Source organism: Streptomyces sp. NPDC088400, from assembly GCF_044753355.1.
Lineage (GTDB): Bacteria > Actinomycetota > Actinomycetes > Streptomycetales > Streptomycetaceae > Streptomyces.
The window spans coordinates 199,497-225,933 of sequence record NZ_JBIVMZ010000009.1; the positions used below are offsets into that span (position 1 = coordinate 199,497).

The window sequence follows — 26,437 nt, forward strand, 5'->3', positions numbered from 1 at the left end:
CTCGAAGACCGGTCCGAAATGGCCGGCGTCACGGTCGACAACCGCCCGGCCGCCGGGTTCGACGGCACCCAGAAGGCCGTCCTGATCTCTCGCGTCGGCGGTGCGTGGGTCGACGACCTCCATGTGGACCAGCCGTTGCTGGACCTTGAGGTGTACGGCCCGGACAAGACCACGGCGCACGCCGTGGCGCTCGCCGCCCGCGCCTGTGTCCTGGAGCTGGTCGGTACGCGATACGGCACGGCCGCCGTCACCGATGTCGCCGAGGCGGACGGGCCCCGCTGGCTGCCGGACTACAACCGCCCGGCCGGTAACCGCTACCTCGCCACCGTACGGCTGTCCATCCGGCCCGCGTAGTCCGCGAGCCGGCCGCGCCACGCGCCGGCTCACCCCTGATCGGGCCCCGCCGTTTCCGGCGGGGCCTTCGCGATGCCCCACCCGTTCATCACGCACCACGCCTTCACAACGTCCCACCCCTACATGAGGAGTTCACGTGGCTACTGGCCCCAACAGCAGCAAGGAAATCCGCGTCGCAGGTACCGGAAAGGTCCTGGTCGCGGCCCCGACGGGAGCCACCGGCGCACCCGCCGCCCCGATCGACACCACCGTGGCGTGGACCGGCTGGACCGAGCTCGGCTACACCACCACCGACGGCATCAAGCTCAGCAAGAAGGACAAGATCGACCAGGTGGACGGCTGGCAGTCGGTGAGCGCGCTGCGCTACATCTACTCCGACCGTGAGCTGACCGTGAAGTTCCAGCTCCTCCAGATCAACAAGAACACGCTGCCGTTCTTCATGGGCGGTGGCACCACGTCGCTGCTGGCGTCCCCGGCCGCGGCCGGTACGTACAAGTACGACCTCTCCGCCAACCCCAAGGCGGACGAGCGCCAGCTGGGCTTCGAGTTCACCGACAGCAACGGTTCCGGTGACGTGACGTACCGCTTCATCGTCCCGCGCGGTCAGGTCACCGAGACCGAGGAGATCTCGATGACCCGTACGGGTGCGATGAAGCTCGGTGTCACCTTCACGGCCTACGCGCAGGACGACACGACGCTGCCGCTGGCCACCTGGCTGATGAAGGACGCCGCGTACGCGTAAGCCCCGCCTCTCCCCTCCAGTTGAGGCAGTCCAGGTGCCCGGCGTGCGCCACGGGCGCGCGCCGGGCACCGCCCCCTTCCACCCCGCCCCCGCATCCCCCACCGCACCCCAACACGGCGAACAGGAGCCCGACATGGCCGGATTCAACGTCAACGCCGCCCGCGCCCAGCGCCTCGAAGCGCTCGGCCGGGCCTGGACCTTCGAGCTCGACGAGGACTCGTTCGAGCTGCCGACGGAACTCACCCGCACCACCGCGCGCAAGCTGCGCGACCTCGACGACAACGACGTCGACGGCCTGCTCCGGCTGCTCCTCGGCGAGCGGCAGTTCACGCGGTTCGAGCGGCACGACGTCACGATGCAGGACATCGGGGCGATCCTGGAGGCGTACGGCAAGGAGACCGGGCTCGGCCTGGGGGAAGACTGAGCCTCGGCGAGCTCGTCGAAGAGCACGCCGAGGCCCTTGAGGCGGACCTGCTCCGCCACTACGGCGTGGACCTGCTGGACTGGCACCGGGGCAGGCTGTCCTCCCGCCGGCTGTCGGTCCTGGTCCAGCACCTCCCACGCGACAGCGCGCTCGCGCGCGAACTCCACGGCGAGGCCGCCGACTGGTCGGTGACGGATTACCTGCTGGCGCACGCCGTGGATCAACTCCAGGAAGCCAACTGGATGTTCGCCACGGTCAACCGCGACGAGGACGCCGACACCCTCGATTACCCCCTGCCGATCCCGAGGCCAGGACAAACGCCAGGACAACCGGAGGACCCGACCGCGTCGGATACGGCCGAGAGGCCGAGCGTGGAGGAACTCTCCACGTTCTTCGCCTGATGCCGTCGTCATCCTCGACGGCATCAGGCCGGGGATCCCACCGCTACGTCAGGTTGATCGCGCCCAGCACGACAGTGAGCGTTCCGACGGCCCATGCGGCAAGCGCCAACGGCCACAACCGGAACCGGGGATATTTTCCTGGCGGGTAGAAGGACGAAGGGTATCCGGGGTCGTAGTCGATCAGGACTTCCTCGCCCACGGAGAATGAGCGATCTCCGAATTTACGTGGCGTGGAGGCAATCCAGTCCGGCTCTGCTCCTGGGCTCTCCGTCCGTCCCTCGACCGGTGAAAATCGGTAGGACTTCCCTGCGGAGAGCTGAATATGGCCGAGTATCTCAACTCGTGCGGTCCGGCTCCTGTGATGCTCGCGTAAGCAACTCCGAGTGAGTAGTAAGCCCCAAAGCACGGCTCCCAGGCCGAGTGATAGTTCTGCGTATGCGGCGAAAACTCCTGTACTCATGTGCGGACTGTAGCGATGCGACCGAGCCCCGGCGAGCCCGTCGAAGAGCGTGCCGAGGCCCTGGGGGGGGCATACCGGTCGGCCAGGCCGGACCGCGGCAGTACGGGCGGCTGGCGTGCCCGGTGCGGCTCAGCCGCCCTTGAGCACTCTCAACGACCAGGGATTCATGGGACCCCATTTGAGGCTGCTCCCCTGAACCGCCACCAGGCCGGCGTCCGGGATCGTGACAACGTCCCGGAACTTGTCCGTGTGTTGCGTCATAACGCGCCGCTGCTTGCCGTCGCGGTCATAGAGGGCCAGGCAGCCTCCCGCGTCCCCGAATTCCACGGCCACCCGTACGCCAGGGGTGGCCAGGGAGAAAATATGCGAGGCATCGCCCGTGTTCTCCGCGGCCAGCTCCGTCAGGGACTGGGTGGGGAGCCATCTGATGTGCCATCGCCCCGGTTTCCGCACACCGCCACGGACCCGTAGGAGCGAGTAAACCCCTACGGGTAACAATATGTGGCTTCTGCCACGTCCCAAGCCGGAATCCCCAAGGAATTCATCCCAGACCTTTTGGTCAGTACCTCTGACTCCGTGGACGCGAAAGCCGCGACTCAGCATCCCCGCCCACGCCTCTATGACGACGGACTTTCCGGGAAGCCCGTCCGGAACCTTGAATTCATGCTCGCCTCGGCCTGATAAATCAAGTGAGGCACCGTCATAGTGGGACATAATCCCCTCCGTTCAATTCTGGAGAACCATGGCTGAACAGCCGACTCTTGACGAGCGAGTCAAACAACTGGAGGCAAGTTATCAGACATTCGCGACGAAGGCTGAGGTAGGCAAAGCAAAAGCAGAAGCGGTCGGCGCGGCCGTATCGGCTGTCGGGGGCTCCGCATCTGCCACGGGCGCCTCTCTGTCAGCCGGCCTCGTGTCCGGTGAAGCGAACCTGGTCACGAGCGGGATCAAGCTTGCCAGCTTTGAATTCGACCTCAGGAGTTTTATTGCCGAGAACAAGCTGAGGAGGGCCAGGAAGGACCCGGATGGTCTCTCCGACCGGATCAACGAGTTGAAGCAGGAGTATCAGCGATACGTTCGCGAGCTGCATCCGAAGTTTGTCCGGCTCAACACCGAGTTCCCTGAGGTCAAGGGTGAAACGGCGCGAGCGCATCGGAGGATCGACGGGCTGCGGGATGACGCCAGGGATTCGAGGCAGCGGTTGGAGCGCGAAAGGCGGGCGATTCGGGACCTGCGGCACGAGTCTTTGAACGCATCTCCTACGCTGAGCACTCTCTCCCGTTCGGTACGGACACTCGCGACCATAATCGGCGGCTGAAAATGGCGAGGAAAGTAGCGAGGAACCCATGACTCTAGTTTCTTCTGTGAAGAGTGCGGCAGAAAGTCTGGGACGGCTTCGTGGCGCGGCAGGCTCAACGTCGTCCACTCTTCAGACTCTCCGTAATTCATCCAACTCCGCCACTTCGGCGGTCGGTAGAATAAAATCCTCGACCGGACCGGCTGATCAGGCTTTTTCGAAAGCCAAGGGAAGTGCTGACAAACTGCATTCCTCACTGGGGAAGCTGAAGACCTCAGCGACCCAGGGTGGCGGGGGACTCGACAAGATCAAGTCGGCTGCTCGTAACGCCGACGGAAGCATAGGCAAGGTCCGCGCCGGCTCCGACCAGTTCAGGTCCTCCCTGGACAAGGTCAAGGGTTCCGCGGACAAGTCCAGGGGCGGTACGGACAAGTTCAAGACGTCCCTCGACAAGCTCAAGGGTTCCGCCGACAAGACCAAGAAGGCCCTCCAGGACGTCAAGAAGCAGTCCGACGCCGTGGAGAAGTCCGTCGGGAAGGCCGGCAAGAACGCCGACAAGGGCGGGAAGTCCATGGGGAGCCTCGGCAAGGGGCTCAAGGGCGCGTCCACCGCGCAGAAGGGGCTCAACCTCGCCATGGCGTCGAACCCGTTCGGGCTCGTCATGACGCTGCTCGCGCCGCTCATCGCCCAGTTCGTCAACATGGACAAGGTCGCGGCCCTGGTGAAGAAGGGGCTCACCGCCGCCTGGAGCGCGATCAGGAACTCCTCCTCGTCCGCCGCGAAGTTCATCGGGCCGCTGTTCAAGGGCGTCGTCAACGGTTTCCTGACCCCCACCCGCATGCTCGTCCGCGGGCTCAACGTCCTCATCGGCGGGCTCAACCACGTCAAGTTCAGCGTCCCCGACTGGGTGCCCGTCATCGGTGGCAGGGGCTTCGCCTTCAACCTCCCCAAGATCCCGGTGCCGCAGCTCGCCAAGGGCGGCATCGTCCAGGCCCGCGCGGGCGGCCGGCTCGCGCTCATCGGCGAGGGCGGCGAGTCCGAGGCCGTCATCCCGCTCTCCCGGCTGGAGAGCATGCTCGGCCACCACCCCGGCGGCGGCGCCGCGCTGCACCGGCTCGCGCAGGCCGTCGAGCGGCTCGCCGAGCGGCCCGTACAGATCGACGTGGACTCCCAGACCATCGCCCGCGCCGTCCTCGTCGGACAGCGCAAGCTCGCCCGGAGGTGAGGCACCACATGGCCAGGAATCTGTGGATAGGCAAGCCAGGACTGCTGCGCGAGATCACCCAGGCGGCGAAGAGCTGGGACCGCAGCCCCGAGCTCAACGTCACCGAGTTCAAGTCGCTGGAGGGGCAGATCACCACCGTCGCTCCGGCCCGTACCGCCCGCAGGCTCAAGTTCTCCTGGGACTGGCTGGAGCCGGCGGACGCCGACCATCTGACGCGGCTCGCCCGGCGCGTGAACGGCCCGGGAATGCTCGGGCGCAATGTGTACGCGGGCGGCTCGGTCGTCGTACTCGATCCCGCCTCCGTCAACCTCCTCGACCCCTACCAGGCCGCCGGACAGAGCCGTGAGACGGCCGGCCTGGACCACTGGTTCACGGTGCAAGGGGCCATCACCATCAGCCCGTTCGTCGACGATGTCGTGCTCGGCAGCTGCGACGATCCGACCACCCGGATCGGCTGGCGGCACCCGGTCTGGCCCGGCTGGCCGGTGATGCCGGGCATGCGGGTGTCCTGGCTGGTGCCGCCCGACTGGAACGCCGGGCTGTGCAGCGCCCAGCTGGACTGGAAGGACGTGGACGGCGGTTATCTGGCCACCTCGTTCGCCAACGGCGCGACGGTCACCGGCACGGCCCCCGGCAACGCCGCCTTCGTCACCCCCGTCGGCGGACCCGGCGCCACCGGACTGACCGGGCTCGCCGGTGCCTGCCTGACCATCGGCGAGGAGCCCGTGTCCCTGGCGCTCGGCGAGGGCTGCCCGGCCATGGCGGTCACCGGCTGCACCGACACACCCGCGTCCCGTCTCCCGTACCGGAACGTCGGCATCGATCTCGTGGAGGTGACCGGTGCAGTCCTCTGACGAGCGGCTCGACGCCGCGCTCGGCGCGCCCGAACGTACCCCCGTCCACTCAACCCGCCTCGGCGGAAAGGAAGTCGGCGACCAGGTCCAGTCCTGGAAGGTCGAGCGGGCCTACAACACCGACCTCCCCGAAGCCATGCGGGCGTTCAGCGGCAGCGCCTCGGCACAGTTCGAGGCGCTGATCGCGGGACAGGGCGGGGAGCCCGCCCCGCGCCGGTACTCCGCCTGGGCGGACCGCGTCACGGGCGATGCCGTACGCCCCGGCCAGTCCGTCGTCCACGCCACCGGCGTCAACGGCCGTACGCTGCCCGCCTTCCGCGGCACCGTACGCTCCCGTACCGCCGCTTCCGGCAGCGACACCGTCACCGTCCAGGCCCTGGACGGCGCGGAGCGGCTGCGCGGACCGGCCTCGCTGCCCCGCCCCTACCACGGCGTCATGACCGGCCGGCGGATCGCCTCCGCACCCTGGTGCGTGGACGAACTGCTGCGCCAGGGCGGCATCCACAGCTGCCCGCCGCCCCGCGCACCGCAGGCCGACACCGACGACACGGCCCCCTTCACCACGCTGTACGCCTCGCTGCACGGAGGCGTCAACGCGACCTACGGCCAGCCCGAGACCGTGCCCTGGAACGGCGACTACGACTGGATCCGCGAGGGCGCGCCCTTCGAGATGGCCCTGATGCCGAGGGCCGCCGGGCTGGCGGCCTCCTGGATGCCGCGCTCGCGGTTCGTCGTGCCGGGCAAGGTCTTCCTGCTCGAATGCTGGGTCAACACCGCGCTGGCCAGGGGAAACAAGATCGAGATCAAGGCCGTGCTGGACCGCAGCGGCGGGGCGTACGGCTATCTGAGCGGGGTCGTCGACATCGCGGCGGGGACGTTCCAGATCTACTCCGGGACGCAAGGAGGCGCGGCCTGGTACTTCCAGTGGACGATCAGCAAGCTCGCGGCTCTCAGAGGCCGTTGGCACCTCGGCTTCCTTTGCGACACCAGGTCCACCGGGAGCGGCGTACTGCCGACCGTGACGCCGCTGCTGACCGGCCCCGACGGTTCGCATTTCGCCGGCAGCCCGGGCGTCTACGTCGAGGCCCCGGCGAACCAGCCGCGCGCCGAGCTCTTCCGCGTCGATCTGGTCACCGACATGGCGGTGGAATGCCTCCAGGTGACCGACCGCGTCTGGCCCGACATTCCCTCCTACCCCCGTGACGAGTGGGAGCAGAAGGGGAAATGGACCAAGGGCGCGGTGCTCGACGACGAGGCGCTGCCGATCTACAACATGCCCAAGGTGTCGGGTTCGCAGTGGGACGTGATCACCGAGATCGCCCGCGTCTCCATGTCCACCGCCGAGTTCGACGAGCAGGGCGTCTTCCACTGGAGGGGCCCGTCGCGCTTCGCCAAGGTGCCGGCCGACCCCGATCTCACCGTCACCACCCGCAGGGACATCTCCTCGCTCACCGTCAGCGAGGAGATCGACGCCTGCCGCAACCACTGCGAACAGCCGTACGTGGACTGGGGCGGCGTCAGAAGCGAGAACGTGACGGCCATGGACGACACGGAGATACGGAGGATCGGCCCGGCCGAGACGGTGGAGGTCTCCTACGCCGTCGCCGAGGAGGAGTTCGACATCGGCCCGATGGTGGTCGCCGACGACGCCACCGAGAACAACGGCCACCGGGTGCGCTTCGGCTCCCTGGCGACCGGCGGCACGGCGGTCAAGGGCGCGGTCACGGTCAGCTGCCGCCGCGAGGGCCCCACGTACATCGCGCGCTTCACCAACACCGGGACCGCGCCCCTGTGGACCGTCACCAAGGACGGCAAGCCCTCGGTACGGATCGTCTCCCAGAAGGCGAGCGCCGATCCGAAACAGCGCCAGGTGGCCTGGTGGAACACGACCAGCCAGGGGTACTACGGCCGGCAGCAGTACACGGCACCCGCCTCCGACTGGGTACAGAACGGCTTCGACGCCGGCGTTCTGGCCCAGGCCATGCTGGGCGCGGGGCGCTACCCGGTGCCCGTACTGGGCGAGGTCGAGATACTGCACGATCCACGTATCCAACTCGGCGACGCCGTACGGGTGGTGGACACGGCGGGGGCGCGGCTGGACACGCTCGCGTGGGTGGTCGGGATGCGTACGACCTTCACCGCCGGGAGCGCGCCGCAGCAGACACTCACGCTGCGCGGCACGTCGTTCAACGGCGTACCGAGGGACGTGGGGCTGACACCCGACGGGCCCCTGGACCCGCTGTACGGCACGCAGCGCACGTACGCGCAGGCCACGGCCCAGTACGGGACGCTCGCGGAACTGCTGGCGGGCGAGGGCGACTACCGGGCACTGCTGAAGGCGAGGGTGACGCCGTGAACGAGCGGTACGTGAATCAGCGATATGTGAACGAGCCGTACGTGAACGAGCGGGACCCGAGTGGGCAGGGCATGACGGGCGCGACGGGGGAGGGCGTGGACGTACCCGTGAATCCGCCCATGGGATCCCTGGCGGAGGACCCGACGGACGCACCGTCGGAAGGCCCCGAGCCGCCCCTGCCCCCGTCGCTGCCCGTACCGGTCGACAGCCCCGGCGCCCATGAGGGCGACGAGGGCGCGCGCCCGGGAACGCTCCCGCCCTCCACCGAAGGCTAGTTGCTCCTCCCCTGTCCCTCTTCCTCTACTTCACCGCCAGGAGGTTCCGTCATGGCTCTGCTCACCAAGCTCGGCAACCTGCCGTACCCCCAGTCCACCGACGCCGCCGATGTCCCGCTCCACATCCAGTCCCTCGCCGAAGCCGTCGACGGCCGCACCGTGCTGCGCTTCACTGATGTCGCCACCCGGGACACCAAGGTGACCGCCCCTGTCGCCGGCATGCTCGTCTGGCTCACGAACCCCGGCCGCTACTTCCACTACACGGGGACCCAGTGGCACCCGGTCGCGCCGGGCGCCGGGCACAAGGCCAACACCACCACTGGTACGACCACTTCGACCACCTACACCGAGACACTCACCGGTTCCACCGGCGACCTCGCGGCGGTCACCTTCACCGCGCCGCCCTCCGGTTCGGTCCTCGTCTCGGTGGGCGCGCGCATCAGCGGCAGCGCGGCCGTGGCCTGTCTGATGTCCGCGAACATCCGTACCGGTACGACGCTCACCCTGGCCGCGGCCGATGCCCGCGCGGCGATCGTCAGCGGTACGAACCAGTGCTCGGCCTCCACCCAGTTCCAGGTCAGCGGGCTCACGGTCGGCGCCGTCTGCACCGCGACCGCCGCCCACAAGTCGGCCGCCACCACCAACACCGCGACCTTCACCAACCGTTTCGTGACCGTGACTCCACTGACCTGACCGCACCGACAAGGCTGCGGTCGAGGAGGGAGGCCCCGCGTGACCCAGTCCGAATCCGAGTCCATCGCCCGGGAGCTGGAGCGGCTGCACCGCTCCGTCGACGTCGGATTCGCCACCACCCGGGGCGACTTGGCGCTGCTGCTCCAGCGCGTCGACCAGACCGACAAGGCGCTCGGGGAGCACGAGGAGCGCCTAGACGCGCTGGAGCGCACGCGCTGGCCGCTGCCGTCGCTGGCAGCGGTGATCTCGTGCGCCGCGCTGGCGCTCACCCTCTGGCAGTCCTCGGCGAGGTGAGACGGGCGGGTGGCGCGGCGAGACGGGTGACGGGTACGGCGAAGTAAGACGAGTGACGGGTGACGGGTACGGCGAAGTCACGCGTCCGGCGGGGTGGCCGCGATCATCTCCGCGATCCGCTCCGGCGCCACCGGACGCGAGAACAGCCAGCCCTGCCCCGTGTCACAGCCGATCCGCTGCAACCGCGCCGCCTGCCCCGAGGTCTCCACGCACTCCGCGGTGACCGTCAGCCCCAGCCGGTGCGCGAGCTGCACCAGCGCCTCGACGATCGTCTCGTCGGCCGGGCTCGGGTGGACCCCCTCGTCGTACCGGAAACCGTGGACGAACGAACCGTCCAGCTTGAGGACCGAGACCGGCAGCCTGCTGAGGTACGCGAGGTTCGAGTAGCCGGTCCCGAAGTCGTCGATGGCGATCCGTACGCCCATGTCGCTCAGCGCCTGGAGAGCCTGGAGGGGCCGGCCCGCCGAGCCCATCACCGCGGACTCCGTCAGCTCCAGTTGCAGCAGGTACGGCGCCAGCCCGGTCTCGGCGAGGATCTCGGCCACGTCCGCGACCAGATCGGAGTCCCAGACCTGCCGTACGGCGACATTGACGCTCACGAAGAGGGGTTTGGCGCGCGGGTGGTCGCGCTGCCACTGCCTGGCCTGGCGGCAGGCCGTCCGCAGGGCCCACCGGCCGAGCTGGACGATCGAGCCGTCCTCCTCGGCGATCCCGATGAACCGATTCGGCGCGAGCGTGCCGAACTGCGGGTGATTCCAGCGGACCAGCGCCTCCACCCCCCGTACGACTCCGTCGGCCATCCCCACCAGCGGCTGGTACTGGAGCACGAACTCCTCCCGCTCGACGGCCGGCCGCAGGGTCGACGCGAGCGCCTGCCGGGTCATGCGGTGCGCGTTGCGCTCCGGGTCGAAGAGCGTCCAGCGGGCCTTCCCGTCGGCCTTCGCCCAGTACAGCGTCGTATCGGCGGCCTGCATCAGACCGGTCGGGGTGGTGCCCTCGGCCGCCCGCTCCACGACCCCGATCGAGGCCGAGACCGCGAGCCGCTGCCCGGCCAGGTCGAAGGGGCGCTGGAGCGCGGTGAGTACGGAGCGGGCGAGGCCGACGAGTTGTTCCGTACCGGTGGAGTCCTCGACCAGGATCGCGAACTCGTCGCCCCCGAGCCGGGCGACCAGATGGCCGCCGCTGCGCGTGTAGCCGTCGTGGTCGGCGCACTCGGTGAGCCGGGTCGCGACGGCGGCGAGCAGCCGGTCGCCGGTGCGGTGGCCGAGCGTGTCGTTGACGGCCTTGAAACCGTCGAGATCGAGGTAGCAGAGACCGATCCGCCCTGTTCCGCCATTCCCGTACGACCGCAGATCCACGTCGTACGACGAGGTCTCCAGCGCCGAGGCGAGCCGCTCGAAGAACAGGGTGCGGTTGGGCAGCCGGGTCACCGGATCGTGCATCTGGAGGTGGCGCAGCCGGGCCTGGAGCTCGCGCTGGTCGCTGATGTCCGCGACCGACAGCAGCGCGCCGCCGCTCTCCGGCAGGCGCGAGACGGTGACCTCTGCCCAGAGGGTGCGCCCGTCGGCGTGCTTGAGGCGCCGGGTGCAGCGGAAACGGGAGCTGCGGCTGTCGAGCACCTCGCGATAGGAGTGCCAGGTGCGGCTGTCCGAGGTGAGGTCGACGAGGTCGGCCGCGTCCTGGTCGAACAGCGCGGCGGGTTCGGTGCCCAGGAGGGCGGCGAGCGCGTGGTTGGCGCTGGTGATGATGCCCTCGCGGTCGAGGACGGCCATGGCGAGCTGGGCGATCCGGAACGCGGCGCGGTAGTCGCGCAGTTCGGCGTCGATGGTTCTGCTGATGGTAGGACGCTCCGTGACCGAAGGGGTCGGAGGGGGCAGAGGGGGCGGAGGTGCCGGTGGGATCAGGGGTGCCGACAGAGCCGGAGACTGTACGGTGCCGGGCGCCGCGACTGCCCCGGCGTGCGGCCTTTCGGAGGTTCCGCTCACGGCTCGCTCCCGCGGTGCAGTCGTGTCGTACAGGGTTGTACAGGGTGGTCGGAACGGTCGGCCAGGGAAAGTGTGCCGATCATAGAGGCACGCCGGGCGGCCATTCCAGCTCCTACGCATCGAACCGGGGCGACACCGCCGCGGGCAGCCACCGCACGATCGTTTCTGCGTATATGTGGCCCCGGATGGCCCTGTCGCGATCGGACGTGACTTTCCGTCATTCACCGGGGTGTCGGGTCAGCATCGCACCCGTCCGGAGCCCTCGTGAGACCTCCATCGGGCCCTGGCCGAGCCCCCGTGGGGCCCCGACCGAGCCCCCGTGGGGCCCTGGCCGAGCGCCCGTCGAGCGCACATCCAGGTCTTGTCCAGCGCGGCGCGTTGTCGGGCGCCTCACTCGTGTGGGGCACCGGAACAGGGCGTATCACCTGAAAACCACACAGGGTGGGTGGGGTGTCCCCTTTCCGTAGCCGGAGGTCGATGTGGAGCGTCCGCAGCCGTCCGGGGTAGTGGAACGGCCCCTGCTGCGCAGGACCGCGGCCGCCTTCACCTCCCTCATGGCGCTCGCCGCCACGTCACTGGTGGCGGGGCACGGCGCGGTCGCGACCTCCGAGGGGCCCTGCGCCCTGCCCCGTACCCCGGCGCACCACTCCCTCGGCCTCGACACCTGGAACAGCGCCTATCCGCGCCCCAACCGCTCCCTCGACGCGGTCATGATCTTCCTGTCCTTCCCGGACTCCGTACCGCGCACCGGACCGGCCGACCTGGTGTCCGATCACTTCCCGGCCACCAGCCGCTTCTACGAGAAGGCCTCGTACGGGAAGTTCACCCTGCGCGCGCACCCCGAACTCCGGTGGCTCCCGATGCCGCGCACCTCCACCTCGTACGGGATACGGCGCGACTGGGATCCCGCGCGGCGCACGGCCTATCTGCGGGACGCGCTGGCCGCCGCCGATCCGCTGGTCGACTTCTCCCGCTACGACGTCGTCTACCTGGTCGCCGACCCGGACGCCCCGGGCGTCGACTCCGACGCCACCAAGGTGGTGAACTTCGACCGGCCGATGAGGGCGGACGGTACGGACATCAAACGCATCGTCACCGTCTTCGAGCAGCACCCGCCGGACCGCAATGTGCTGGCCCACGAGACCGGGCACGTCTTCGACCTGGCCGACCTCTACCACCGGCCCATGGACGGCAAGGGCGACTGGGACACCTATGTCGGGGACTGGGACGTGATGGGCAGTCAGTTCGGGATGTCGCCCGATCTCTTCGGCTGGCACAAGTGGAAGCTCGGGTGGCTGGACCAGCGGCAGGTGCGCTGCGTGAAGCCGTCGGGCACCAGCCTGCTCACGCTGGAGCCGATCGCCGCCGCGCCGGCCGTCGGCGGCCGTACGGGCACGAGGCTCGCGGTCGTCAGGACCGGCGCGGACACCGCGCTGGCCATCGAGGCGCGTTCCGCGACCGGCAACGACCGGCACACCTGCACCGAGGGCGTGCTGATCTACCGGGTGCGGGGCGGGACCGAGTCCGGCGGCGGCCCGGTCGAGGTGGTGGACACCCATCCGCGCAGCCAGGCCTGCTGGGACCGGTCGGTGTACCCGCCGCTGGCCGATGCTCCCCTCGGCGTCGGCGAGACCTTCACCGTGCCGGGGGAGCGGACGAGGGTGGAAGTCGCGGACCGGACGCCCACGGGCGCCTGGACGGTCAAGATCACCCCGGACGCGTGACGTGCTGTGTGGGAAGAAGACGTGCTGTGTGAGAAGAAAACGAAGGAGCCCCTCGCTCTCGCGAGGGGCTCCTTCGTGTCTGTGCGCCGCCAGGGACTCGAACCCCGGACCCGCTGATTAAGAGTCAGCTGCTCTAACCAACTGAGCTAGCGGCGCCTGCTGACGTCGTAGACCTTAGCACCCGGATCGGCGCGGAGAAAAATCGATGTACGGAGACCGAATACGGGGGTGTTTCAGGTGGTCAGGGGCTCAGTCGCGGCGGGGCGGGGCCGGGCGGCGGCCTGGGCTCGGGCTTCGGCGCGAGCCGCCCGTACGCAGGCCCAGAGCAGCACGTCCGGACCGGGCAGCCAGGGGTGGCGGGTGTCGGGAGCGACCACCCAGCGCGGCCCCGACGGAGCGCCGGGCTTGAGCGGTGGTACGGTCACGGCGTCGCCGGCGCCGTGACAGAGCAGTGGCGGCAGGACCGTGTCCTGCCCGTCGGGTCCCGAGCCGCCCCACTCCTCCCAGGACAGCAGGGACGGCAGCCGCTGGGCGGTGCCGGGTGCGGCGAAGAGCAGCGTACGGCCGCGGTACGCGGCGACCGGGCCGGAGCCGGGTCCCTCGGACCACAGCCGGTTCAGCATGCGCCTGCCGAATATCGCGGGGGTGCTCACCACATCGAAGACGGAACCGCAGGGCAGGACGCCGGGTGCGGTCGGGCGGGTGGCCCAGTGAGAGAGCGTGGAGCGGGGATACGGTCCCGCGGAGGCCAGCCAGTCCGCGCCGTCCCGGGTGACCAGTGCGGTGTGGTGGCGGCCCTCGTCGCGCAGGAGGCCGAAGATGTCGGTGCGGCGTTCGTTGCCGCTCGTTCCGGGGCTCAGCGTGGATTCATCTCGTAACCATGCGGTCATGACCGTCAGGTCTACCGGGAGTCACACTCCTGTTCCTGAGAGTTGCCGAAAATCGGGACAGGACGGGCGGGGAGGAGTACCCTCCCCCCGGCATATGCCATGTGAGTGGAGACGGCGGGCACACCCGACGGACACCCGTCGCACGCCACCAGGCCGCGCACGGCCCACGTCGCGCACCGGCGCGTACGCGGGTGGCATGGGGCCTGAACCATGTGCGCCGGACCGCCTGGGCCAGGGAAGTACTGGACCGTCTGGGCCAGGGACGTACCGCGGACCGTCTGGGCCAGGGGCGTGCCGGACCGGACTACTGGCTTGCCAGACCGTTGCCGTGCAGCAGATCCCGCCCGAACTCGACCATCTTCTTCGCATAGTCCTCGGTCCACTCCGCGCGCCGCGCGATGTCCGCCGTCGTCAGCCGGTCGAACCGGCGCGGATCGGCGAGCTGGGCGGCGGCGATCGCCTGGAACTCGACGGCCCGGTCGGTCGCCGCGCGGAAGGCGAGGGTCAGTTCGGTTGCCCTGCCCAGCAGTTCCGCGGGGTCTTCGAGGGATTCGAGGTCGAAGAAGTGCTCGGGGTCGGAGGCCGCCTCCGCGGGCTCGAAGAGCAGCGGCGCGGGCCGTAGCCGCCGCTCGCTCCGCTGGGGATCCGGCATCTGATTCCTCCTGCTCGTACGTGTACGGGCCTCTCGGGCCACCGTCCATTGTCCCGCTCGACGCAAGTGGGCCTCCGGGGGCGTGCGGCGCCCGGCGTGCGCCGGGAAGGCAGCGCCGCCCCCGCGCCGTCCGCCGCCCCTGCGCGGTCCGGGGGCTCACGGACGCGTCCCCGGACTCATGGCCGCCAGGAGACACGGTGGTTCGACCACTGCGCCCAGGTCGACTGCATCGCCTCCCAGCCGTCCGGGAACTTCACGGTCACCCCCAGCTGCACCGGCTCCGTCGACGGATGCTCGTCCAGCAGTTCGGCGACGCCCGCCCGGCACACCACGACGCAGGCGTGCCGGTGCCGGGAGGCCAGGACGCACAGCCGGCCCGTCTCCAGATGGAAGGCCGTCGCGTCCGGCCGGCCGGAGAGCGGGTGGAGCACCACCGTGACATCGAACTCACGGCCCTGGAGGCGGTTCGCGGTGTCCACGGCGACCCCGCTCACGCCCAGCTCGGCGAGGGCCGCGCGGACCGCCGCCGCCTGGTCGCGGTGAGCGGTGCCGACCGCGACCCGGTCGGCCGTCACCGGCACCGGGTCCGGCGAGCGCTCGCTGGTCGCCGCGCCCCCTCGGTCCAGCAGTCGGCGGACGACCAGCGCCACGGCCCGTACCGCCTCCGGGTCCGTACGGGGCGTACGGCGGGCGGGCAGCTCCAGCAGGCCCCAGCCCGACTCGGCCGCCTCGTCCAGCACCCGGTCGGGCCCCGAGCCGTCGGACGGCGTCCCGAAAGCGAGCCGCCGGTCGCCGTGGTCCGTACCGCTGCGGAACGGGGTGTACGGATAGAACGCGTCCGACACCAGCGGCGCCGCGGACGCCGGCAGCCGCCAGGAGACCGGCAGCCGGTGCTGGGGCAGCTCGGGGTTGTGCGCGAGGAGCGTGGAGACCGCGCTCGCGGACGGGTCGTACGACAGCCCCGCCCACTGGTCGGCGCCCACCACGCTGAACGGGTCCAGCTGGCCGGGATCGCCGACGAACAGCGCGTGCTCGAAGAGCCCGGCGACGGCGAGCAGGGCGTCCGAACGCATCTGGTACGCCTCATCGACGATGGCGTGCCGCCAGGGTTCGACGCCCTGCACATGCGCCCACTTCGCGGCCGTGGAGATCACGATGTCGAGCCCCGCCAGATCCGCGGCCTTCGCGGACTTGCGGACGTTCGGCAGCTCGTCCAGGGCCTTGTCGTACGGATCGGGGTCGTTGCTGTGCAGCCGGCCGACGGGCAGCTCCGGCTCCTTCTCGGCGAGCCGGGCGACCAGGTCGTCCACCTGCGCGTTGGTCTGCGCGACGACCATCAACGGGCGCCCGGCCGCGGCCAGTTCCCTGGCGGCCCGTACGACGAGCGTCGACTTGCCCGCCCCGGGCGGCGAGTCCACGACGACGCCCCGGTGGGCGCCGTGGAGCGTGTCGCGCAGGATCGCGTCGGTGGCGCGGGTGGCGGCGGCGCCGGGGTCGAAGGCGGGTCGGTTCATCGGACGGCTCCGGAATGGCTCGGGGGATCGAGGGAGGGGTTGCGTCTCTTCGGGGTCGTGGCCGGAGGGGGGCGACCGTCATTCGCCGGTCACAAGAAGTCCTCCCCGGTCACAAGAAGTCCTCCCCGGTCACCGGGTCCGGTGCCGCGCTCTGCGCACCCTGAGCCCCCTCCGTACCCGGCGCGCCCTCCGCGCCCGGCGGGCCGCCATGGGTCCAGGGGGTCTCCTCCGGGTCCGGCAGCTTCGGTCCGCCGCGCTGGTCGTGTTCGAACAGCGTCCAGGCGATCCGGTCGCCCTTGTCCGGTACGGACCCCGGCGCGGGCTCCTTGCTCCGCCCCATCCGGTCGGTCAGCCGCAGCACCGGCGAACCGTCCTCCTCGTACCCCACGAACTCCGCCGACTGCGGCTGGCCGTCCAGCGAGCGGTACACCTTCGTACGCTCGCTCAGATGCGGCCGGTCGTCGGTGCGGACGGTGACCAGCGGGCGGGGGCTCGGGCGTTTGCTCTCGCTGTACGCCATCACCACCTCCGTCACCTCGCTCACGAACGCCTCGCCGGACAGCCGCCGCCCCGCGAGCACCAGCGGGTCGTCCAGCGCCTCCTGCGCCTCCAGCTGCCCCTGGGCCGTCTCGCGCGAGGCGAGTTTCCGCGCGGCCGTCACCGCGTCGTCGCGCCGGGGCTGCGGCGGCTCCCCGGCCCGCACCCGGTCGCGGTGGCCGGTGAACGACCAGCGGTCACGCGTCCAGCGGTCGGTGACGCGCTGCCCCTCCGGCAGCTCGCGCAGCAGGTCGAGGCCGCGCCACACCGCGTCCCAGGTCGGCCGCATGACATCCGCCAGCCGCTCGCGGATCTCCCGTTCGGCCGCGGTCAGCCGGGCCAGCTGCTTCTCCGCGTCCGGCCCGTCCTCGGCGGCGGCGAGCGCCTGGCGGGCCCGGTCGTACCCCTCGATGGCGGGTGCCAGCAGCCTGTTGTCGAACGCCGGATCCGTCGCGGGCCCGGCGGGCGGACACACCAGCTGCCCGTCCCGGTCCCGGTCCAGCTCCGCCCGGAGCGCAGCCTCGGCGCCGGTGAGGGTTCCGGGCGGATCGATCCAGGCGAGCAGCGCGCCGAGATGCTGGTCCTCCAGGCTGGACTGCCCGGTCGCCCAGTGGCGGTTCAGCAGATCGGTCGCCGCGAGCAGCAGCGAGGAGCCCGGCACCCGGGCCCGCTCCCCGTAATGCGTCAGCCAGCGGCCGAGCAGCGGCACGCGCGGCGGCGCGGGATACGGCGTGTCCGGGTCGTCCTCGGCGGTGCGGCGGAACCGCATCGACCGCCCCAGCAGCCGTACGAAGTCGATACCGGGCCGGCTCGGCACGATCAACTGCGGCGCGTCCGCGCACAGTTCGACCTCGACCTTGACCCGCTTCCCGGTCTCCGGATCGGTCTCGGCCCGCTCGGCGGGCTCGACGACATCGGCGTACGCGTCGAGATACGGCAGGACGGTCTCGGCCAGCTCGGCGAGGAAAGCGAACCGCAGATCGCGGTCGCGCGGCTGCGCCACGGTCAGCAGCCGGGGCGCGTCCCGGTCCGTCCCGACGAGCGCGCCGAGCGGAGCACCGGCCTCGCCCGCGGTGGTCAGCGGGACGAGCACGAGCGGCCGCTCGGAGACGCGCCGGTGCCGGACGGTGGCCAGCGGCCGGGCCTGGCCGCTCTCGACGGCCTCCAGCCGGGCGAGCGTACTGATCAGCGACATCAGGCCGGACCTTCCGTGCGGTACGTCATCCCCGGGCCCCTCATCCCCGTGCCCCTCATCCCCGTGCCCCTCATCCCCGCCTCCGCCAGCGCCTCCGCCCGCAGCGCCGCCGCCCTCCGCAGCGCCACGACCGTCGGGTCCCTCGGATCGCCCGACTCGCCGTGGGCCGCCGCCAGCACCGCCGTGACCGTGGTCAGAGCGCCCAGTTCACCCCGTACACCGCGGCCCAGCGTCTCCACCGCGTCGGCCGTGCGGGCGGCGGAGCGGCAATGGAAGGCCAGTTCGCAGGCGGCCAGGCACTCGGGGGCGTAGGCCGCGGAGACCGACTCCACCGCGGCGGTCAGCTCCTCGCCCGAGCACCGCTCCACGTCGAAGGTGGTGCCCTCGGGCAGCGTGTCCGCGATGTCCTCGATCCGGGTCAGCCGGGTCAGCTGGCGGCGCGTCACCGACAGCTGCTTGCGTACGTCGACGACCGACGCGTCCGGCAGGTTGGAGAAGTCCTTGGGGCAGACCAGCAGGACACGGTGGCTCACCTCGGCGCCCGCCGTACAGGCGGCGGTCCGCTCCAGCGCCAGTACGTACACCGCCGACTGCCGGGCCGCCGCGCCCACCTTCGCCGGGTCCGCCGAACCGTCCATCATCGGGAAGGACTTGATCTCGACCACCGTCCACCGGCCGTCGGGACGCACCACCACCGCGTCCGGCTCCAGATACGCGGGCGAGCCCGCCACCTCCAGGGCGAGCAGCGGATGGTCCAGCAGCGCCCAGGCCCCGGCCTCCGTCGCCTCGCGCAGCGCCAGCGCCGTACGGGCCACGCGGCCCTCGGGGCCCGCCGCCGACAGGTCCGGTACGGAGACCTCGCCGGGCACCGGCGGCGGTGCCCCGTCGCCGAGCCGGTCCGACAGCAGCCGCATCAACTCCGTACCGCCGTCGGCCTTGACCTTCGCCTCGAACGCGTTTCCCCGCATGAACGCGAACTGGGACTGGCCGAACGGGGCGGGGGAGCCGAGCGCCGTCGCGAGCGCCGCCTTGTCGACCCCCGCGCCGTCCAGCAGGGCGCGCCGCCGGCAGCCGGGGTTGGCGGCGAGGGCGGCCAGCGCGCGGGCGTCGAGCGGCTGCGGCGCTACGGCCGGGCCGCGCAGCTCAGCGAGCCGTCGCCGGAGTGTCGTCTGCGGAGGTGGTGCCGGTGGTGCTGGTGCGGGTCCGCTGCCCAGGGAATCGCTCACCCGCCGAAGTCTCGCATCCACCGCTGACAATCGCGGGTGAACGGGTCTCGGGGGCGGTGGGCGAGGAGGTCGCCGACTCCGTCGGCGACGGGCGGGACGTGCGGAAGCGGGCCGTCGCCGTGGCCCGTATCCGGTCGGCGGCACGGGTCACCGGCCCGGTCAGCAGCGCCCCGCCGACGACCACGCCGACGCCCGCGACCGCGTCCAGGAAGTAGTGGTTCGCGGTGCCCATCACCACCACGGTGATGACCAGCGGATAGATCACGCCCAGCCACCTCACCAGCGGCGTACGGGCGTGCCGCCACATCAGCAGCCCGGACCACACGGCCCAGGCGACATGCAGGCTCGGCATCGCCGCGTACTGGTTGGTCAGCGCGCCCATACCGCGCGGCGCGCTCGCGTCGCCGCCCCACCAGCCGTACGAGCTGTACTGCGCCATCGTGTCGACGAAGCCGTGACCGGCCTCCAGCAGCCGGGGCGGGCAGGTGGGCACGAGGACGAAGCCGACCAGGCCGAGGAGGGTGATGAGCAGCAGCCAGGTACGGGCGGCCCGGAAGGCGTCGGGGCGGCGGAGGAAGAACCAGACCAGGAGCCCCGGCGTGACGAGGTAGTGCAGCGAGGCGTAGAGGAAGTCGGCGGGTATGCCGATGGCCGGCGTGCTGGTGAAGAGCCGGTTGAGCGGGTGCTCCGCGTTGAGGAAGAGCGCCTTCTCGATACGGAGGATCGCCAGTCCGTTGTCGACGGCCGTCGATGTGCCGCCCTGGGCCATCAGACGGCACACCGAATACGCGGCGTAGACCCCCAGGACCAGCATCAGCTCCGCCCACCAGCGAGAACGGGGGCGCGGCTTCAGTGTCACGCCGGCGCTGGACGGCAACGGCAACGGCATCCGGGCGATCTCCATCGTCTGTTCATGCGGCTTTCCGCCGACGTTCAACCGTACGGTGCAGGCGATCGAGCGATTCGGCCGGGTGTACCCCGGAACCGCGTTCGACAACCTCACCCCTCAACGAACAGAGGGACGCCGATGTCCCCCTGGAGGTTGCCCTTCGTTCAGGTGCGTGATGATGGATGGGCACCAAACGGCACCAATGTGAACTTCCAGGGAGAGCCCCCATGGCACCGCGCATCCTGCTCGCCCGGCACGGCCAGACAGCCTGGTCGCTGTCCGGTCAGCACACCGGCAGGACGGACATCCCGCTGCTCGACGAGGGCCGCAGGGGCGCCAAGCTGCTGGGGGAGCGGCTGCACCGCGCGCCCTGGTCCGGTCTCGCGGACACCGAGATCCGCACCAGCCCGCTGGCCCGCGCGAGCGAGACCTGCGCGCTCGCGGGCTTCGCCGACCGGGCCGAGGAGTGGGACGCGCTGATGGAGTTCGACTACGGCGCGTACGAGGGGCTGACGCCGGAGCAGATCAAGGCCGACCGGCCCGACTGGTTCATCTGGCGCGACGGCGTCCCGGACGGCGAGAGCCTGGCGGAGGTCTCCGCCCGCGCGGACGAGGTCGTCGCCTGGGCGCGCTCCGCCGACCGGGACGTACTGGTCTTCGCCCACGGCCACATCCTGCGCACGATCGGCGCGCGCTGGCTGGGCGAGGACATCTCGTTCGCCGCCCGCATCCGGCTCGCCCCGACGTCCGTGTCGGTGCTCGGCTGGGCGTACGGGCTTCCGACGATCGAGGTCTGGAACGACACGGCGCACCTGGAGGGCTGAGGGCCTGTCCGGCGGGCCCCTGTGCCGGGGCCCGCCGAGTCCTGAGCCTGCCGAGTCCTGAGCCCGCCGAGTCCTGAGCCCGCCGAGTCCTACACCCGCGGATCCGTCGCGGCGTGGCGGTCCAGGAAGGCGCCCACCGCCGGTAGCCGCCGCTGCGGCAGCAGGACCCGGACCGTCGCCGCGAGCCTCGTGTGGATCCGGGACGACTGGACCTGGTCCAGCAGATCCAGCGCCTGGTGGCCCGCCGCCGCCGCTTCGTCGGGCGAACCGGCGCGGGCCAGGTTGGTGGCCAACTCCGCGCGGTAGAGCGCGAGATTACGGGCGAAGTGCGGATCCTGGAGAATCGTCGCGCGGTACGCGTGGCGGGCCGCCCGCTGCCAGTCGCCCAACGCCGAGTGGCAGAGCGCCTCCTGTGCCTCCAGCTCGGGTTCGCCGAAGAAGGACATCCACTCGGGGTCGGCCTCCGCAGGCCCGTTCTCGAAGAAGCGGTGGGCCTGGGTCAGGGCCTGTTCGCAGCTCGTACGGTCCCCGAGCCTGGCCCAGCCGGCCGCCTCCCGCAGGGCGAGCAGCGACAGCAGCCGGGGCGAGGCCAGTTGCACGGCCGCGCGCAGACCCGCCTGCGCGGCGCGCACCGCCTCCCGGTACCGGCCCGAATCCCTCGCCAGGAACGAGGTGTTGGCGAAGGCGTGCGCCTCCACGGCGGGATCGTTCGCTACCCGGGCGGTCGCCAGCGCCTCCGCGTAGTGCGAGCGGGCGTCGTCGAAGCGGCCGGAGTCGTGGGCGAGCCAGCCCACCGAGATCGACAGTTCGCCCGCGCCCGAGTGCAGCCGGTCGACGGTGGACTGGCGGGTGGCCGTACCGGAGTCGAGCAGCGCGTACGCGGCCCGCAACGGCTGGGCGGCCTGCCGGTACAGCCCGTCGGCGCCGTGCCGGTCGTCGAGCACCCGGATCCGCCGTACGGCCTCCTCGACCGCGGTCACCTCGGCCTCGCCGACCCGGCGCGGCCCGGGGACGGCCGCGGCGGGCGTGGCGCCGAGGCCGAGGGAGGTGGCCACGAGTGTGACGGGGCCGCTTGTCATGAATGCGCGACGCAGCACATCGCTCTCCTTGCCGGTGTCGCTGTGGTTCTTCGTGAGGGGAGTGGGGGGTGTTGTAGGGGGAGACGTGGGGATCGGGGACGGAGCCGGGACCGGGGTGGGTACCGGTGGGTCGTGCGGCGTGAACCGTGCCGCCCTGCCCCGTACTTGTTCACGTGGCAGGAAACCCAGGTCCTTCAAGGTCAGCCCGGGGAACATATGGAGGAAGACCCGTTCGTACGCGTAGTTGGGACAGCGGATCTCGCCTGCCTCCACCCGTCCGATATAACGTGCGTCGCAGGCGACTTGTTCGCCGATCTCCCGTGCGGCCCTGCGCACGGCGGCGGCGAACTCCCCCGGCGAACGCTGGGCGCGCAGCCGGCGGAAGACGTGATTGGGAACCGCGAGGTTGGGAACTGACCGAGACGACGCCATGGCCGAGCCCTCTCCTGGTACAGCCGTTCGTGCCGCCGGTCATCCGGTGCCCGTGGTGCCCAACTCCGGTTGTTCCGGCGAAGCAAGAACGTACCGGCTGTGACGGGGCATTTACGCAGAGTTTGCCTACAAACCGGATATCTCACCCACGATCTGCCATGAACTGCCATCCTTTGCGGCGGCGTGCCGCCGTAGCTGTTGACTCGGCACCGCGTTGAACCCTATGGAGACGCTCAACGCGTCTGCGCTCGGCGAGGAGGGGTTCCCTTGGAGGGTTTCCCTTTGTTGGAGTCGGAGGTCGGTATGGAGATCAGCGGTGGCTCGCGGACGACTGCTCAACACCCGCCAGGTCAGGAGTTCAGCGCGGCGCCCGGGGACGCCGGTGAGCCCTGCGACCTGGTGACGGTTCCGGCCAGGCAGGGACTTGAGGCGGTGGACATCCTGCGACGCGGCGCCACACCCGCCGGTGCGGCGCCCGTGGTGGGGCCGGTGCTCCACGACGGCCCGTGCGACACCCTGGGCTTCCTGGTGCCGCCGGGGACGGCGGCGGCCTGGGACATGCCGGGCAGCGCCTGTACGCAGACGAACGGCCGGGGCCTGCGGATTCCGGCGGAGCCGCCGGTGATCGGCTCGGGGTGGCTGCTGCCGCCGGAGAGCGCGGGGGCGGTGACGGATCCGGCGGTGCTGCGCAGAGCGCTGGGGGAGGCGGCGCGTCTGATCGAGGCGGCGGATCGCTGCCGTTAGCCGGCCCGGCATCGATGTGCCGCACGGTCCACCGGCCCGTACCCACCAAGGACGTACCCACCAAGGACGTACCCACCCCGGACGTACCCGCCCCGGACGTACCCACCCCGGACGTACCCGCCCCGGGCGTGCCCACCAAGGACGTGCCCACCAAGGACGTACCCGCCCTCCGGCCGGTCCCGTGACCGGCCGATAATGGGTGGGTGGCAAAGAACAAGCGCCGGGCATCGAACACGGCCGTGACCGAGACCGTCGATCGCGGGGTCGCCGAACTCGTGCCCGACCGGGAGCGGGCCCGCGCCTGGACGCTGCTCGTCGACGGTGCGCCGCAGTCCCACGTCGACCTCGACGATCCCGCGTATCTCTCCTTCGAGTACCAGCGCCGGCTCGGCCATGTCGCCGACCTCGTCGCCCCGGCCAACCAGCCCCTTCATGTCGTGCACCTCGGCGGCGGCGCCTTCACGCTCGCCCGTTATGTCGCCGCCACCCGGCCCCGTTCCACCCAGCAGGTCGTCGAACTGGACGCGGCCCTCGTCCAGTTCGTACGGAAATGGCTTCCGCTGGACCCGCACGCGCGGATACGCGTCCGCTCCACCGACGCGCGGGCCGGGCTCGGGAAAGTTCCGGACGGGTGGGCGGATCTGGTGATCGCCGATGTGTTCGGCGGGGCGCGCACTCCCGCGCATCTCACCAGCGCGGAGTTCCTCGGTGAGGTACGCCGGGTGCTGAAGCCGGGCGGGGCTTACGCCGCCAACCTCGCCGACGGGCCCCCGCTCGGGTATCTGCGCGGCCAGATCGCCACCGCCGCCACCGTCTTCGCGCACCTCGCGCTCGCCGCCGATCCGACGGTGCTGCGCGGCCGGCGTTTCGGCAACGCCGTACTGCTCGCCTCGGACCGTGAGCTGCCCATCGCCGAGCTGACGCGCCGGATCGCGAGCGACCCGCACCCCGGGCGGGTGGAACACGGCCGCGCGCTGGCCGACTTCACCGGCGGGGCCGCCGCCGTCACCGACGCCGGCGCCAAGCCGTCACCGGCGCCACCGGCCGGCGCGTTCACCTGAACCGGAGGGGTCGCTTCCGGTGGAGTCCTCCTGTTGTCCGCCGGCCCGCCGACCGGGCCCTGGGGCCCTCACCTGCGCCGGATCCGCCGCGGTGGCCGTGGGGCGCGAATGGGCCCAACGGGGCGGCGCACGCGGCGCACGGTGGATTGCGTGGCCGGCGCTTCGCGCGGTGAGTGGCGGAGAACGCGGCCGCCGATCCTCCGGAACCTGGCGAACGCGGCGGAAGAACAGCCCGCAAGCCGTGGGTTTTTGCGGATGATTACACCGAAATGCGCGCTGATTCAGGGCGATTGACATGTGCGCCCCTCGCGCTGTGCGAGGCGATGCCGGCACGCCCTTTGCGCGTACGCGCGCTGCGCTGAACGGGTTCTATCACGCGCACCCATCTGTACCAAGGGACTCAGGGAGATGCCTACTTCAGATATCGACAAGTGGGTACACCGACTCCCCACATCAGGGGACAGTCGGCGTGGTTCCGTGCGATGAGAGACCCTCCACGGACAGCGCGGCCCACTGACATCGTGGACCCGCGAAAGGGGCCTCAACATGGCCGGTTCGACCACCACCCTGACATCGGCACCAGATCCGTCCGTCTTCGGCCAGGCAGTTGTCTTCACCGCCACCGTCGACTCCGTACCGCCCGGCGCGTTTCTGCCCACCGGCAGCGTCGACTTCGTCGTCGACGGCGGCCCGCCCGTGACCGTAGGCGTGAACGGCAGCGGCCAAGCCGTGTACACCACATCCAGCCTGTCGGCGGGTACGCACACCGTCGACGCCTTCTACAGCGGCGATGGGAACCTCGATCCCTCGCAGGGCTCCGACACCCAGCAGGTGAACAAGGCCAACACCACGACGACCCTGACCTCCAGCCCCAACCCGTCGGTCTGCGACGAGACCGTCACGTTCACGGCACAGGTGACCGCCGTACCGCCCGGCGCGGGAGTTCCGACTGGCTCGGTCACCTTCATCATCAGCGCCGACGGGCCTGCCCTGGTGGGAGTCCTGGACGGCTCGGGCCAGGCCCAGGTCACCATCAGCGACCTGAGCGTCGGCGCGCACCTGGCCACGGCCTCGTACACCGGCGACGCCAACTTCAACATCTCCGGTTCCCCGTTGGCGACCCATACGGTGAACCTGGCGCCCACGGCCACAGTGGTCACGGCGACCCCTGATCCGTCGGTGTGCGGACAGCCAGTGACGGTGTGCGCCACGGTGACGGCGACTCCGCCCGGATCGGGTACGCCGACCGGGACGGTGACCTTCACCGGCCCGGGCGGCCTCAACCAGACCGTCCCGCTGGACGCGGGCGGACAGGCCTGCGCGACGCCCACGGCCCTGGCCACCGGGTCGGTCACCGCCACGTACAACGGCGACGACTGCTTCGACGTCTCGACGGGCGCGGTCGTGGTGACGGTGAACGAGGCGTCGACCTCCACGATGGTGACGGCGACGCCGAATCCGTCGGTGTGCGGTCAGTCGGTGACGGTATGCGCGACGGTGACGTCGATTCCGCCGGGGTCGGGTACGCCGACCGGAACGGTGACGTTCACCGGTCCTGGTGGTCTGAACCAGACAGTGACGCTCAGTGCCGGTCAGGCGTGCTTCACGACCACCGCTCTGCTCTCGGGGACGGTGACGGCGACGTACAACGGTGAGGATGCCTGCTTCTTGGGTTCGTCCGGGACTGTGACGGTGACGGTGAATGAGGCGTCTACGACGACCTCGGTGACGGCGACGCCCAATCCGTCCGTGTGTGGCCAGTCGGTGACGGTGTGTGCGACGGTCGTTGCCAATCCGCCGGGTTCGGGTACGCCGACCGGGACGGTGACGTTCACCGGCCCTGGTGGTCTGAATCAGACCGTGACGCTCAGTGCTGGTCAGGCGTGCTTCACGTCCACGAGCCTGGTTTCGGGGACGGTGACGGCGACGTACAACGGTGAGGACGCCTGCTTCTTGGGTTCGTCCGGGACTGTGACGGTGACGGTGAATGAGGCGTCTACGACGACTTCGGTGACGGCGACGCCGAATCCGTCCGTGTGTGGTCAGTCGGTGACGGTGTGTGCGACGGTGGTGGCGATTCCGCCGGGTTCGGGTACGCCGACGGGGACGGTGACGTTCACGGGGCCGGGTGGTCTGAATCAGACGGTGGCGTTGAACGCGTCGGGTCAGGCGTGCTTCACGACCACCGCTCTGGAGTCGGGGACGGTCACCGCCACGTACAACGGTGAGGACGCCTGCTTCTTGGGTTCGTCCGGGACTGTGACGGTGACGGTGAATGAGGCGTCTACGACGACTTCGGTGACGGCGACA

Annotated in this window: 25 protein-coding genes, 1 tRNA gene and 1 pseudogene; 17 read left to right on the forward strand and 10 right to left on the reverse strand. The window is 70.6% G+C overall.

Going from position 1 to position 26,437, the window contains the following annotated elements; translation table 11 throughout:
* Positions 1-18 precede the first annotated feature (18 nt).
* The 4 genes from ACIQD6_RS23460 (at position 19) to ACIQD6_RS23475 (ending at position 1,921) form a co-directional block, all read left to right on the forward strand.
* Positions 19-354 (forward strand): hypothetical protein, encoded by a 336-nt coding sequence (locus ACIQD6_RS23460; protein WP_401885578.1) that lies wholly within the window; start codon positions 19-21, stop codon positions 352-354.
* Between the two features lie 136 nt (positions 355-490).
* On the forward strand, positions 491-1,096 hold the full coding sequence (locus ACIQD6_RS23465) for a phage tail protein (RefSeq protein WP_401885287.1): 606 nt from the start codon (positions 491-493) through the stop codon (positions 1,094-1,096).
* A 133-nt stretch (positions 1,097-1,229) separates the two neighbouring features.
* Positions 1,230-1,520 carry a hypothetical protein gene (locus ACIQD6_RS23470; RefSeq protein WP_401885289.1) on the forward strand — a complete coding sequence of 97 codons (291 nt, stop codon included), beginning with the start codon at positions 1,230-1,232 and terminating at the stop codon, positions 1,518-1,520.
* Positions 1,521-1,585: 65 nt separating this feature from the next.
* On the forward strand, positions 1,586-1,921 hold the full coding sequence (locus ACIQD6_RS23475; RefSeq protein ID WP_401885291.1) for a hypothetical protein: 336 nt from the start codon (positions 1,586-1,588) through the stop codon (positions 1,919-1,921).
* A 589-nt stretch (positions 1,922-2,510) separates the two neighbouring features.
* Here ACIQD6_RS23475 and ACIQD6_RS23480 read toward each other — a convergent pair.
* Positions 2,511-2,834: a hypothetical protein gene (locus ACIQD6_RS23480; protein ID WP_401885292.1), complete on the reverse strand. Its 324-nt coding sequence runs from the start codon at positions 2,832-2,834 to the stop codon at positions 2,511-2,513.
* A 289-nt stretch (positions 2,835-3,123) separates the two neighbouring features.
* Here ACIQD6_RS23480 and ACIQD6_RS23485 point away from each other — a divergent pair, with 289 nt between their 5' ends.
* From ACIQD6_RS23485 to ACIQD6_RS23515, 7 genes are read left to right on the forward strand one after another with little or no spacing between them, the layout of a single operon-like run.
* Positions 3,124-3,699, forward strand: coding sequence for a hypothetical protein (locus tag ACIQD6_RS23485; RefSeq protein ID WP_401885294.1), 576 nt, complete (start codon positions 3,124-3,126; stop codon positions 3,697-3,699).
* 46 nt (positions 3,700-3,745) lie between these two features.
* Positions 3,746-4,903 carry a hypothetical protein gene (locus ACIQD6_RS23490; protein ID WP_401885295.1) on the forward strand — a complete coding sequence of 386 codons (1,158 nt, stop codon included), beginning with the start codon at positions 3,746-3,748 and terminating at the stop codon, positions 4,901-4,903.
* Positions 4,904-4,911: 8 nt separating this feature from the next.
* Positions 4,912-5,757, forward strand: coding sequence for a hypothetical protein (locus ACIQD6_RS23495; RefSeq protein WP_401885297.1), 846 nt, complete (start codon positions 4,912-4,914; stop codon positions 5,755-5,757).
* Positions 5,744-8,113 (forward strand): hypothetical protein, encoded by a 2,370-nt coding sequence (locus ACIQD6_RS23500; protein ID WP_401885298.1) that lies wholly within the window; start codon positions 5,744-5,746, stop codon positions 8,111-8,113. The genes ACIQD6_RS23495 and ACIQD6_RS23500 overlap by 14 nt, the downstream gene beginning before the upstream one ends.
* A gap of 11 nt (positions 8,114-8,124) precedes the next feature.
* Entirely contained in the window at positions 8,125-8,388 is a 264-nt protein-coding gene (locus ACIQD6_RS23505; protein ID WP_401885300.1) for a hypothetical protein, read from the forward strand.
* A gap of 51 nt (positions 8,389-8,439) precedes the next feature.
* Positions 8,440-9,081, forward strand: coding sequence for a hypothetical protein (locus ACIQD6_RS23510; protein ID WP_401885301.1), 642 nt, complete (start codon positions 8,440-8,442; stop codon positions 9,079-9,081).
* Positions 9,082-9,120: 39 nt separating this feature from the next.
* Positions 9,121-9,375: a hypothetical protein gene (locus ACIQD6_RS23515; protein ID WP_401885303.1), complete on the forward strand. Its 255-nt coding sequence runs from the start codon at positions 9,121-9,123 to the stop codon at positions 9,373-9,375.
* Positions 9,376-9,452: 77 nt separating this feature from the next.
* On the opposite strand, the gene ACIQD6_RS23520 is transcribed toward ACIQD6_RS23515, so the two are convergent.
* Positions 9,453-11,213: a putative bifunctional diguanylate cyclase/phosphodiesterase gene (locus ACIQD6_RS23520; protein ID WP_401885580.1), complete on the reverse strand. Its 1,761-nt coding sequence runs from the start codon at positions 11,211-11,213 to the stop codon at positions 9,453-9,455.
* 626 nt (positions 11,214-11,839) lie between these two features.
* On the opposite strand from ACIQD6_RS23520, the gene ACIQD6_RS23525 reads away from it, so the two are divergent.
* On the forward strand, positions 11,840-13,084 hold the full coding sequence (locus tag ACIQD6_RS23525; protein ID WP_401885306.1) for a M6 family metalloprotease domain-containing protein: 1,245 nt from the start codon (positions 11,840-11,842) through the stop codon (positions 13,082-13,084).
* Between the two features lie 82 nt (positions 13,085-13,166).
* Here the strand turns inward: ACIQD6_RS23525 and ACIQD6_RS23530 are convergent.
* From ACIQD6_RS23530 to ACIQD6_RS23560, 7 genes and pseudogenes are all read right to left on the reverse strand, one after another.
* Positions 13,167-13,240, reverse strand: a tRNA-Lys gene (locus ACIQD6_RS23530).
* Positions 13,231-13,974: pseudogene (locus ACIQD6_RS23535) on the reverse strand (hypothetical protein). The gene ACIQD6_RS23530 and the pseudogene ACIQD6_RS23535 overlap by 10 nt, the downstream one beginning before the upstream one ends.
* A gap of 304 nt (positions 13,975-14,278) precedes the next feature.
* On the reverse strand, positions 14,279-14,626 hold the full coding sequence (locus ACIQD6_RS23540) for a hypothetical protein (protein ID WP_401885308.1): 348 nt from the start codon (positions 14,624-14,626) through the stop codon (positions 14,279-14,281).
* 176 nt (positions 14,627-14,802) lie between these two features.
* The gene (locus ACIQD6_RS23545) at positions 14,803-16,140 is read right to left on the reverse strand and encodes an AAA domain-containing protein (protein WP_401885310.1); all 1,338 of its coding nucleotides are present in this window, start codon (positions 16,138-16,140) and stop codon (positions 14,803-14,805) included.
* Between the two features lie 109 nt (positions 16,141-16,249).
* Positions 16,250-17,872, reverse strand: coding sequence for a hypothetical protein (locus ACIQD6_RS23550; RefSeq protein WP_401885312.1), 1,623 nt, complete (start codon positions 17,870-17,872; stop codon positions 16,250-16,252).
* Positions 17,872-19,098, reverse strand: a complete 1,227-nt coding sequence (locus tag ACIQD6_RS23555) for a hypothetical protein (RefSeq protein WP_401885314.1) — start codon at positions 19,096-19,098, stop codon at positions 17,872-17,874. The genes ACIQD6_RS23550 and ACIQD6_RS23555 overlap by 1 nt, the downstream gene beginning before the upstream one ends.
* Positions 19,016-20,002: a phosphatase PAP2 family protein gene (locus ACIQD6_RS23560; RefSeq protein ID WP_401885315.1), complete on the reverse strand. Its 987-nt coding sequence runs from the start codon at positions 20,000-20,002 to the stop codon at positions 19,016-19,018. The genes ACIQD6_RS23555 and ACIQD6_RS23560 overlap by 83 nt, the downstream gene beginning before the upstream one ends.
* Before the next feature lie 212 nt (positions 20,003-20,214).
* Between ACIQD6_RS23560 and ACIQD6_RS23565 the strand changes: the two genes are divergently transcribed.
* Positions 20,215-20,811, forward strand: coding sequence for a histidine phosphatase family protein (locus ACIQD6_RS23565; RefSeq protein WP_401885317.1), 597 nt, complete (start codon positions 20,215-20,217; stop codon positions 20,809-20,811).
* Between the two features lie 89 nt (positions 20,812-20,900).
* On the opposite strand, the gene ACIQD6_RS23570 is transcribed toward ACIQD6_RS23565, so the two are convergent.
* On the reverse strand, positions 20,901-22,322 hold the full coding sequence (locus ACIQD6_RS23570) for a tetratricopeptide repeat protein (protein ID WP_401885320.1): 1,422 nt from the start codon (positions 22,320-22,322) through the stop codon (positions 20,901-20,903).
* A gap of 303 nt (positions 22,323-22,625) precedes the next feature.
* Between ACIQD6_RS23570 and ACIQD6_RS23575 the strand changes: the two genes are divergently transcribed.
* The 4 genes from ACIQD6_RS23575 to ACIQD6_RS23590 form a co-directional block, all read left to right on the forward strand.
* Entirely contained in the window at positions 22,626-23,066 is a 441-nt protein-coding gene (locus tag ACIQD6_RS23575) for a hypothetical protein (RefSeq protein WP_401885582.1), read from the forward strand.
* 14 nt (positions 23,067-23,080) lie between these two features.
* Positions 23,081-23,251 carry a hypothetical protein gene (locus tag ACIQD6_RS23580; protein WP_401885322.1) on the forward strand — a complete coding sequence of 57 codons (171 nt, stop codon included), beginning with the start codon at positions 23,081-23,083 and terminating at the stop codon, positions 23,249-23,251.
* Positions 23,252-23,269: 18 nt separating this feature from the next.
* Complete coding sequence (locus tag ACIQD6_RS23585) at positions 23,270-24,127, forward strand: spermidine synthase (RefSeq protein WP_401885325.1); 858 nt, start codon at positions 23,270-23,272, stop codon at positions 24,125-24,127.
* Positions 24,128-24,673: 546 nt separating this feature from the next.
* Positions 24,674-26,437, forward strand: a 1,764-nt coding sequence (locus ACIQD6_RS23590; protein WP_401885326.1) for an Ig-like domain repeat protein, incomplete at its 3' end; no start/stop codon positions are given.

Coding starts and splice junctions, on each gene's coding strand:
- ACIQD6_RS23460 (WP_401885578.1), top strand. CDS start 19: ATGGCCGGCGTCACGGTCGACAACCGCCCGGCCGCCGGGTTCGACGGC.
- ACIQD6_RS23470 (WP_401885289.1), top strand. CDS start 1,230: ATGGCCGGATTCAACGTCAACGCCGCCCGCGCCCAGCGCCTCGAAGCG.
- ACIQD6_RS23485 (WP_401885294.1), top strand. CDS start 3,124: ATGGCTGAACAGCCGACTCTTGACGAGCGAGTCAAACAACTGGAGGCA.
- ACIQD6_RS23495 (WP_401885297.1), top strand. CDS start 4,912: ATGGCCAGGAATCTGTGGATAGGCAAGCCAGGACTGCTGCGCGAGATC.
- ACIQD6_RS23510 (WP_401885301.1), top strand. CDS start 8,440: ATGGCTCTGCTCACCAAGCTCGGCAACCTGCCGTACCCCCAGTCCACC.
- ACIQD6_RS23540 (WP_401885308.1), bottom strand. CDS start 14,626: ATGCCGGATCCCCAGCGGAGCGAGCGGCGGCTACGGCCCGCGCCGCTG.
- ACIQD6_RS23545 (WP_401885310.1), bottom strand. CDS start 16,140: ATGAACCGACCCGCCTTCGACCCCGGCGCCGCCGCCACCCGCGCCACC.
- ACIQD6_RS23550 (WP_401885312.1), bottom strand. CDS start 17,872: ATGTCGCTGATCAGTACGCTCGCCCGGCTGGAGGCCGTCGAGAGCGGC.
- ACIQD6_RS23560 (WP_401885315.1), bottom strand. CDS start 20,002: ATGGAGATCGCCCGGATGCCGTTGCCGTTGCCGTCCAGCGCCGGCGTG.
- ACIQD6_RS23565 (WP_401885317.1), top strand. CDS start 20,215: ATGGCACCGCGCATCCTGCTCGCCCGGCACGGCCAGACAGCCTGGTCG.
- ACIQD6_RS23570 (WP_401885320.1), bottom strand. CDS start 22,322: ATGGCGTCGTCTCGGTCAGTTCCCAACCTCGCGGTTCCCAATCACGTC.
- ACIQD6_RS23575 (WP_401885582.1), top strand. CDS start 22,626: ATGGAGATCAGCGGTGGCTCGCGGACGACTGCTCAACACCCGCCAGGT.
- ACIQD6_RS23580 (WP_401885322.1), top strand. CDS start 23,081: ATGTGCCGCACGGTCCACCGGCCCGTACCCACCAAGGACGTACCCACC.